Annotated in this window: 6 protein-coding genes; 3 read left to right on the top strand and 3 right to left on the bottom strand. The window is 68.6% G+C overall.

Annotation, left to right across the window (positions count from 1 at the left end; translation table 11 throughout):
* Positions 1 to 141: 141 nt before the first annotated feature.
* Both ACIP2X_RS16770 and ACIP2X_RS16765 read right to left on the bottom strand, forming a co-directional pair.
* Positions 142 to 1,107 carry a zinc-binding dehydrogenase gene (locus ACIP2X_RS16770; protein ID WP_401673207.1) on the bottom strand — a complete coding sequence of 322 codons (966 nt, stop codon included), beginning with the start codon at positions 1,105 to 1,107 and terminating at the stop codon, positions 142 to 144.
* 210 nt (positions 1,108 to 1,317) lie between these two features.
* The gene (locus tag ACIP2X_RS16765; RefSeq protein WP_401673205.1) at positions 1,318 to 2,541 is read right to left on the bottom strand and encodes an NADP-dependent malic enzyme; all 1,224 of its coding nucleotides are present in this window, start codon (positions 2,539 to 2,541) and stop codon (positions 1,318 to 1,320) included.
* A 567-nt stretch (positions 2,542 to 3,108) separates the two neighbouring features.
* On the opposite strand from ACIP2X_RS16765, the gene ACIP2X_RS16760 reads away from it, so the two are divergent.
* The 3 genes from ACIP2X_RS16760 to ACIP2X_RS16750 all read left to right on the top strand — a co-directional run bounded on the left by ACIP2X_RS16760 (position 3,109) and on the right by ACIP2X_RS16750 (position 5,901).
* Positions 3,109 to 4,071, top strand: a complete 963-nt coding sequence (locus tag ACIP2X_RS16760) for an ABC transporter substrate-binding protein (RefSeq protein ID WP_401673202.1) — start codon at positions 3,109 to 3,111, stop codon at positions 4,069 to 4,071.
* A gap of 40 nt (positions 4,072 to 4,111) precedes the next feature.
* The gene (locus tag ACIP2X_RS16755; protein ID WP_401673200.1) at positions 4,112 to 5,053 is read left to right on the top strand and encodes an amino acid ABC transporter permease; all 942 of its coding nucleotides are present in this window, start codon (positions 4,112 to 4,114) and stop codon (positions 5,051 to 5,053) included.
* Between the two features lie 95 nt (positions 5,054 to 5,148).
* Entirely contained in the window at positions 5,149 to 5,901 is a 753-nt protein-coding gene (locus tag ACIP2X_RS16750) for an amino acid ABC transporter ATP-binding protein (RefSeq protein ID WP_401674477.1), read from the top strand.
* Positions 5,902 to 5,970: 69 nt separating this feature from the next.
* Here ACIP2X_RS16750 and ACIP2X_RS16745 read toward each other — a convergent pair whose 3' ends face one another.
* On the bottom strand, positions 5,971 to 6,729 hold the full coding sequence (locus tag ACIP2X_RS16745) for a class I SAM-dependent methyltransferase (protein WP_401673197.1): 759 nt from the start codon (positions 6,727 to 6,729) through the stop codon (positions 5,971 to 5,973).
* Between the last annotated feature and the right edge of the window lie 15 nt (positions 6,730 to 6,744).

The following is a 6,744-nucleotide window of genomic DNA, read 5'->3' as shown; positions in this document are numbered from 1 at the left end:
AACCCGGGCGGGGTGGGGTTTTCGGGTGCTGGGGTATTTTTTTAAATTTTTTTTGTTCTTGGGCTACGTTTAAAATTTTTTTTCAAAAAAATCCGGGGCCGGCCCCCCCCCCCCCCCCGCCACAGGGACGGGCAGCAACCCTCAGCCGTTGGTGAGCACGATCTTCCCGAACTGCTCGCCGGACTCCAGCCGTTCGAAGCCCTCGCGGGCGCGGTCCATCGGCAGCACCTCGTCGATGACCGGGCGGACGCCGGTGGCGGCGCAGAAGGACAGCAGGTCCTCCAGCTCGTCCTTGGTGCCCATGGTGGAACCGACGACCTTCAGCTCCAGGAAGAAGATCCGGGTCAGTTCGGCGTGGGAGGGGCGGTCACCGCTCGTGGCACCGGAGATGACGAGGGTGCCGCCGGGGCGCAGCGACTTCACCGAGTGCGACCAGGTGGCGGCACCGACCGTCTCGATCACGGCGTCCACCCGCTGCGGCAGCCGCGCGCCGGACTCCACCGCCTCCACGGCTCCGAGCTCCAGGGCCCGCTTGCGCTTGGCCTCGTCCCGGCTGGTCGCGAAGACACGCAGCCCCGCGGCCTTGCCGAGCGCGATCGCGGCCGTGGCGACACCCCCGCCGGCGCCCTGCACGAGCACCGAGTCACCGGGGCGTACGCCGGCGTTGGTGAACAGCATGCGATAGGCCGTCAGCCAGGCGGTGGGCAGACAGGCCGCCTCCTCGAAGGACAGCTCCTTCGGCTTGGGCAGCACGTTCCAGGTCGGTACGGCGACCCGCTCGGCGAACGTGCCCTGGTAGCGCTCGGTGAGGATGGAGCGGGGCTCGTTCGGGCCGACCCCGTGTCCCGTCTGGCCGACGACGGAGTGCAGGACGACCTCGTTGCCGTCCTCGTCGACGCCCGCGGCGTCACAGCCGAGGATCATGGGCAGCTTGTCCTCGGCGAGGCCCACGCCGCGCAGGGACCAGAGGTCGTGGTGGTTGAGGGAGGCGGCCTTGACGTCGACTACACTCCAGCCGGGCCTGGCCTCGGGGGCGGGACGCTCCCCCAACACCAGGCCGCCGAGCGGCTGGTCGCGGTCGATTCGGGCGGCGTAGACAGCGAACATGAGCCCGACGATAGGCTCCGCCCCCGCCCGGACGGAACCACACTCCCCTGTGACACATACCCACTTGCCAGGACACCCCTGGTCCCGCGCCGGTGCCCGTCGCCCGCGCCACCCGAACGGGTGGGCGGGTCGGCAAAGAAAGAAGCACGTGGGCGTCGGCGAAAAGAGAAGCGGCCCCGCCCAGGAGGGCGGGGCCACCGACGAAGAGCCTCAGCGACGAGCCACGCCCTCGGCACGCGCCGCCGCCGCGACGGCGGCCGTCACCGCGGGTGCCACCCGCTCGTCGAAGGGCGACGGAATGACGTAGTCCGCGGCGAGGTCGTCCCCGACCACGCCCGCGAGCGCCTCGGCCGCCGCGATCTTCATGCCCTCGGTGATCCGGGACGCCCGCACCTGCAGCGCCCCGGCGAAGATCCCCGGGAACGCCAGCACGTTGTTGATCTGGTTCGGGAAGTCCGACCGGCCCGTGGCCACGACCGCCGCGTACTTGTGCGCCACGTCGGGGTGCACCTCGGGATTGGGGTTGGCCATCGCGAAGACGAAGGCACCCTCGGCCATGGAGGCCACCGCCTCCTCCGGCACCGTTCCGCCGGAGACGCCGATGAAGACGTCCGCGCCTTCCAGCGCCACCTCCAGCGAACCGGAGATCCCGGCCTTGTTGGTGAAGCCCGCGACCTCGCGCTTGACCGGCGTGAGGTCCTCCCGGTCGACGGAGACGACACCCTTGCGGTCCGCGACCGCGACGTCCCCGATACCGGCCTCGACCAGCATCTTCGCGATCGCGACACCGGCCGCGCCGGCGCCCGAGATGACCGCCCGGAGTTCGGCGAGCGTCTTGCCGGTCAGCCGCGCGGCGTTGCGCAGGGCCGCCAGCGTGACGACCGCCGTACCGTGCTGGTCGTCGTGGAAGACCGGGATGTCGAGCCGCTCCTGGAGCTTGCGCTCGATCTCGAAGCACCGCGGCGCCGAGATGTCCTCCAGGTTCACGCCGCCGAAGGAGGGAGCGAGGCGAACCACGGTCTCGACGATCTCGTCCACGTCCGTGCAGGCGAGCGCGATCGGCACCGCGTCCACCCCGCCGAACTGCTTGAACAGGATCGCCTTGCCCTCCATCACCGGAAGGGAGGCCTCGGGTCCGATGTCACCGAGTCCGAGCACGGCCGTACCGTCGGTCACGACGGCGACGACGGACGATTTCCACGTGTAGTCATGGACGAGCTCCGGCTGCTCGGCGATCGCGGTGCACACCTTCGCGACGCCGGGCGTATACGCCAGGGACAGGTCGTCCTTGTCGCGGACCGGCACCGTGGCCTGCACGGCCATCTTGCCGCCGCGGTGCAGCGCGAACACCGGATCGAAGGAATCGAGGGGCTCCGCCCCTCCCTCCCTCTCCGCACTGTTGTCGCTGCGAGGATTGACGATCTCCGCTGCCACTTTGTCTGACCCCTTAAGTGTTCATGGTTGAGGGTGGGTTCCACTCCTGGTGAGGAGCGGGCGGGCACCGCGCAGGCCCAGTCGGTGATGCGTACGGGCAGCTACGCGACGGGCGCGCCGCACACGCGCCCTGAGCCCCGGATGAGGGGTGTAAAGAACCTTCTTACCGGACGGAGGGCATCGCCGACGAGTCCACACCGGGAAGATCACATGCTGGTGACATGACTCATGGCCGAATAGGGGGACAAGCGCCCGCTAAACCCTTGACAAAGCCGCAAGGGCCACCAAACACCGGCTTCCGTACATCCACATCCTGAGACATGCCGAAGATCTTGCGGCCGGAAGCAGGTATTCCCGTAGAAGGTCCGGTCGTGATGTACCGGAGTGGTCTGGTTCGGGGGTCACCCGTTATCCGATTTTGACATGACGGGTCACCTGAATGGGCCAGTCCGAATGGCAAGATGCCGTAATCACACGAGGTCGCGACACCCGAAGCTGTGTGTTCTCGTCGACCCATCGGCAACTGCCGCCCATCGGCACATCACCCATCCGCCGGAGGAACCCACCATGGCCGCAAGCTCCACCCGTCGTACGACCGCCGCTCGCACCAGGCTGGCAGCGGTCGGCTCGATCGCGGTCGCAGGCGCCCTGCTTCTCACCGGTTGCGGTGACCAGACGGAAAGCGGTGGCTCGGACGCCACGGAGACCGCCTCGAAGAGCGCGGCCCCGCTGGCGGACAAGCTGCCCCAGCAGATCCGCGACAAGGGCGTCATCAAGGTCGGCTCGGACATCGCCTACGCCCCGGTCGAGTTCAAGGACGACTCCGGCAAGACGGTCGGCATCGACCCGGACCTCGCCGCCGCCATGGGCAAGCAGCTCGGCGTGACCTTCGAGTTCGAGAACGGCACCTTCGACACCCTCATCACCGGTCTGCGCTCCAAGCGCTACGACATCGCCATGTCCGCGATGACCGACACCAAGGACCGCCAGGAGGGCGTCGACTCCGACACCGGCAAGAAGGTCGGTGAGGGCGTCGACTTCGTGGACTACTTCACCGCCGGTGTCTCGATCTACACCAAGAAGGGCGACGACCAGGGCATCAAGACCTGGTCCGACCTGTGCGGCAAGAAGATCGTGCTGCAGCGCGGCACGGTCTCCGAGGACCTCGCCAAGGCCGAGGCCGCGAAGTGCCCGAAGAACAAGAAGCTCTCCATCGAGGCCTTCGACAACGACCAGCAGGCCCAGACCCGCCTGCGCGCGGGCGGCGCGGACGCCGGCTCCTCGGACTTCCCGGTCGCGGCGTACGCGGTGAAGACCTCGGGCGGCGGCAACGACTTCGAGCTGGTCGGCGAGCAGGTCGAGGCCGCTCCGTACGGCATCGCGGTCGCCAAGAACAACGCCCAGCTGCGCGACGCCCTCCAGGCCGCCCTGGATGCGATCATCGCCAACGGCGAGTACGACAAGATCATAGAGAAGTGGGGCGTCGAGGACGGCGCTGTCGACAAGGCCACCATCAACGGCGGCAAGTGACCGCGCGGTCATCGACCAGCGGCACTGAAAGGCAACACCCGTGACTGTTGACATCGACAACAAGGCGACGGGACCGGCCGGCACGCCCCCGGCCGGACCGGAGGCCATCAAGGCCATCCCGGTCCGGCACTACGGGCGGTACGTCACCGCCGTCGTCGCGATCGCACTGCTGGGCGGCGTCGTCTACGCGTTCTCCCAGGGCGACATCAACTGGGGCGCCATCCCCGACTACTTCTTCGACAACCGCGTCCTCGAAGGCGTGGGCAACACGCTGCTGCTGACCGTGCTGTCGATGGTGATCGGCATCGTCGGCGGCATCATGCTGGCGGTGATGCGCCTGTCGCACAACCCGGTGACCTCCTCGATCGCCTGGTTCTACATCTGGTTCTTCCGCGGCACCCCGGTCCTGGTGCAGCTGATCGTCTGGTTCAACCTGGGCCTGGTCTTCGAGTACATCAACCTCGGCCCGTTCTACCGGGACGAGTGGTCGGACTTCATGACCCCGCTGCTGACCGTGCTGCTCGGCCTCGGTCTGAACGAGGCCGCGTACATGGCGGAGATCTGCCGTGCCGGTCTGCTCGCGGTCGACGAGGGCCAGACCGAGGCGGCGCACGCGCTGGGCATGAGCCACGCCAAGACGCTGCGCCGGATCGTCATCCCGCAGGCGATGCGCGTGATCGTGCCGCCGACGGGCAACGAGGTCATCAACATGCTGAAGACGACCTCGCTGGTCTCGGTCGTCCAGTACTCCGAGTTGTTCCGCGTCGCCCAGGACATCGGTCAGACCTCGGGTGCCCCGGCCGAGATGCTCTTCCTCGCGGCCGCCTGGTACCTGCTGCTGACCTCGGTCTTCAGCGTCGGCCAGTACTACCTCGAGAGGTACTACGCCCGCGGCTCCAGCCGTTCGCTGCCGCCGACGCCGATGCAGAAGATCAAGGCCAACCTGTTGTCCCTCGGCCGCCCGAAGGGAGGCATGGCATGAGCGAGAAGACCGACAAGACCCCGGAGGCCGGGACGACCGTGAAGACCGACGAGGTCAAGGAGACGGGCGCCCCGGTGAAGGGCAGCGCCGTCCCCATGGTCAAGGCCGAGGGCGTGCACAAGTCGTTCGGCCACGTCGAGGTCCTCAAGGGCATCGACCTGGAGGTGAGGACCGGCGAGGTCTTCTGCCTGATCGGCCCCTCCGGCTCCGGCAAGTCGACCTTCCTGCGGTGCATCAACCACCTGGAGAAGATCAACGCCGGCCGGCTGTACGTCGACGGCGAGCTCGTCGGCTACCGCCAGAAGGGCGACAAGCTCCACGAGCTGAAGGACAGCGAGGTCGCGCTCAAGCGGCGTGACATCGGCATGGTCTTCCAGCGCTTCAACCTCTTCCCGCACATGACGGCGGTGGAGAACATCATCGAGGCGCCGATCCAGGTCAAGGGCACCAGCCGGACCCAGGCCCGGGTGCGCGCCCTGGAGCTCCTGGACCGCGTGGGGCTCGCCGACAAGGCCGGCAACTACCCCTCGCAGCTCTCCGGCGGTCAGCAGCAGCGTGTCGCCATCGCCCGGGCCCTCGCCATGGACCCGAAGCTGATGCTGTTCGACGAGCCGACCTCGGCGCTCGACCCGGAGCTGGTCGGTGACGTCCTCGACGTCATGCGCGACCTGGCCGAGTCCGGCATGACGATGATCGTGGTCACCCACGAGATGGGCTTCGCCCGCGAGGTCGGCGACAGCCTGGTCTTCATGGACGGCGGTGTGGTGGTCGAGTCCGGCAACCCGCGCGAGGTCCTGACCAACCCGCAGCACGAGCGGACGCAGGCCTTCCTGTCGAAGGTGCTGTAAGCGGGCAGGCACAGCGTGAAAAAGGGGCGGTACGGACTTCCCGTACCGCCCCTTTCGCGTGCGCGGTGGCTACTTCACCGCGAGCACCAGCGCGTCCGACGGCGAGCACCACACCGGGCGCGCCTCGGCGAACCCCTGCTCACGCAGCACGCGCGCGTGCCACGCCGCCGAGGGCATGTCGCCGTCCGCGTGCTCCCCGTAGATCTCGAAGCGGCGGGCGGTGGGCTCGGCGAGGGCCGGGTCCTTGGCGGCCAGCTGCCACCATTCGGCCCAGTCGAGGGCGCCCTCCTGCTGCGCCCGGTTCCTGCGCGCCTGGCGCAGGGCGCGCTCGGCGGCGTTGATGCGGGGTGTGGCCTCGTCGATCATGTGGTCGGCGTTCATGAGGACCCCGCCGTGCCGCACGACCCCGGCGATCCGGCCGTAGAGCGCCCGAAGGGGCTCGGCGTGGAACCAGTGCAGCGCGGTGGCGGTCAGGACCGCGTCGTACGTCGTGTGGGGCAGCCGCGCGGGCCAGTCCGGGTCCTTCAGGTCGGCCTCGACGAAGGAGACCCGCTCGTCGCCGTCGAACGTGCCGCGGGCGATGGTGAGCAGCGCCGGGTCGAGGTCGATGCCGGTGCTGGTGGCCTCCGGGAAGCGGGCCAGCAGGCGGGCGGTGATGGTCCCGGTGCCGCAGGCGAGGTCCAGCACGCGCGGCGCGGTGCCGGCGAACGCCTCGACCATGTCGAGCATGACCCGGAAGCGCTCCTCGCGGTCCGGCATGTACCACTCCTGCTGCCGGTCCCAGCTCTCCTGCCACGCGTTCCAGTCGGTGCCGATGCCGGTCGTCATGGGAACCCCTTCTTG

Origin of the sequence: Streptomyces sp. NPDC089424, from assembly GCF_044749345.1 — a bacterium.
Taxonomy (GTDB): Bacteria; Actinomycetota; Actinomycetes; order Streptomycetales; family Streptomycetaceae; genus Streptomyces.
Note: the sequence above shows the minus strand (reverse complement) of the source record. Positions and strands in the feature narration are given on the sequence as shown.

What these genes read in the sequence shown, in the direction of transcription:
- ACIP2X_RS16770 (WP_401673207.1), bottom strand. Translation starts at nt 1,107, where the DNA reads ATGTTCGCTGTCTACGCCGCCCGAATCGACCGCGACCAGCCGCTCGGC.
- ACIP2X_RS16760 (WP_401673202.1), top strand. Translation starts at nt 3,109, where the DNA reads ATGGCCGCAAGCTCCACCCGTCGTACGACCGCCGCTCGCACCAGGCTG.
- ACIP2X_RS16750 (WP_401674477.1), top strand. Translation starts at nt 5,149, where the DNA reads ATGGTCAAGGCCGAGGGCGTGCACAAGTCGTTCGGCCACGTCGAGGTC.
- ACIP2X_RS16745 (WP_401673197.1), bottom strand. Translation starts at nt 6,729, where the DNA reads ATGACGACCGGCATCGGCACCGACTGGAACGCGTGGCAGGAGAGCTGG.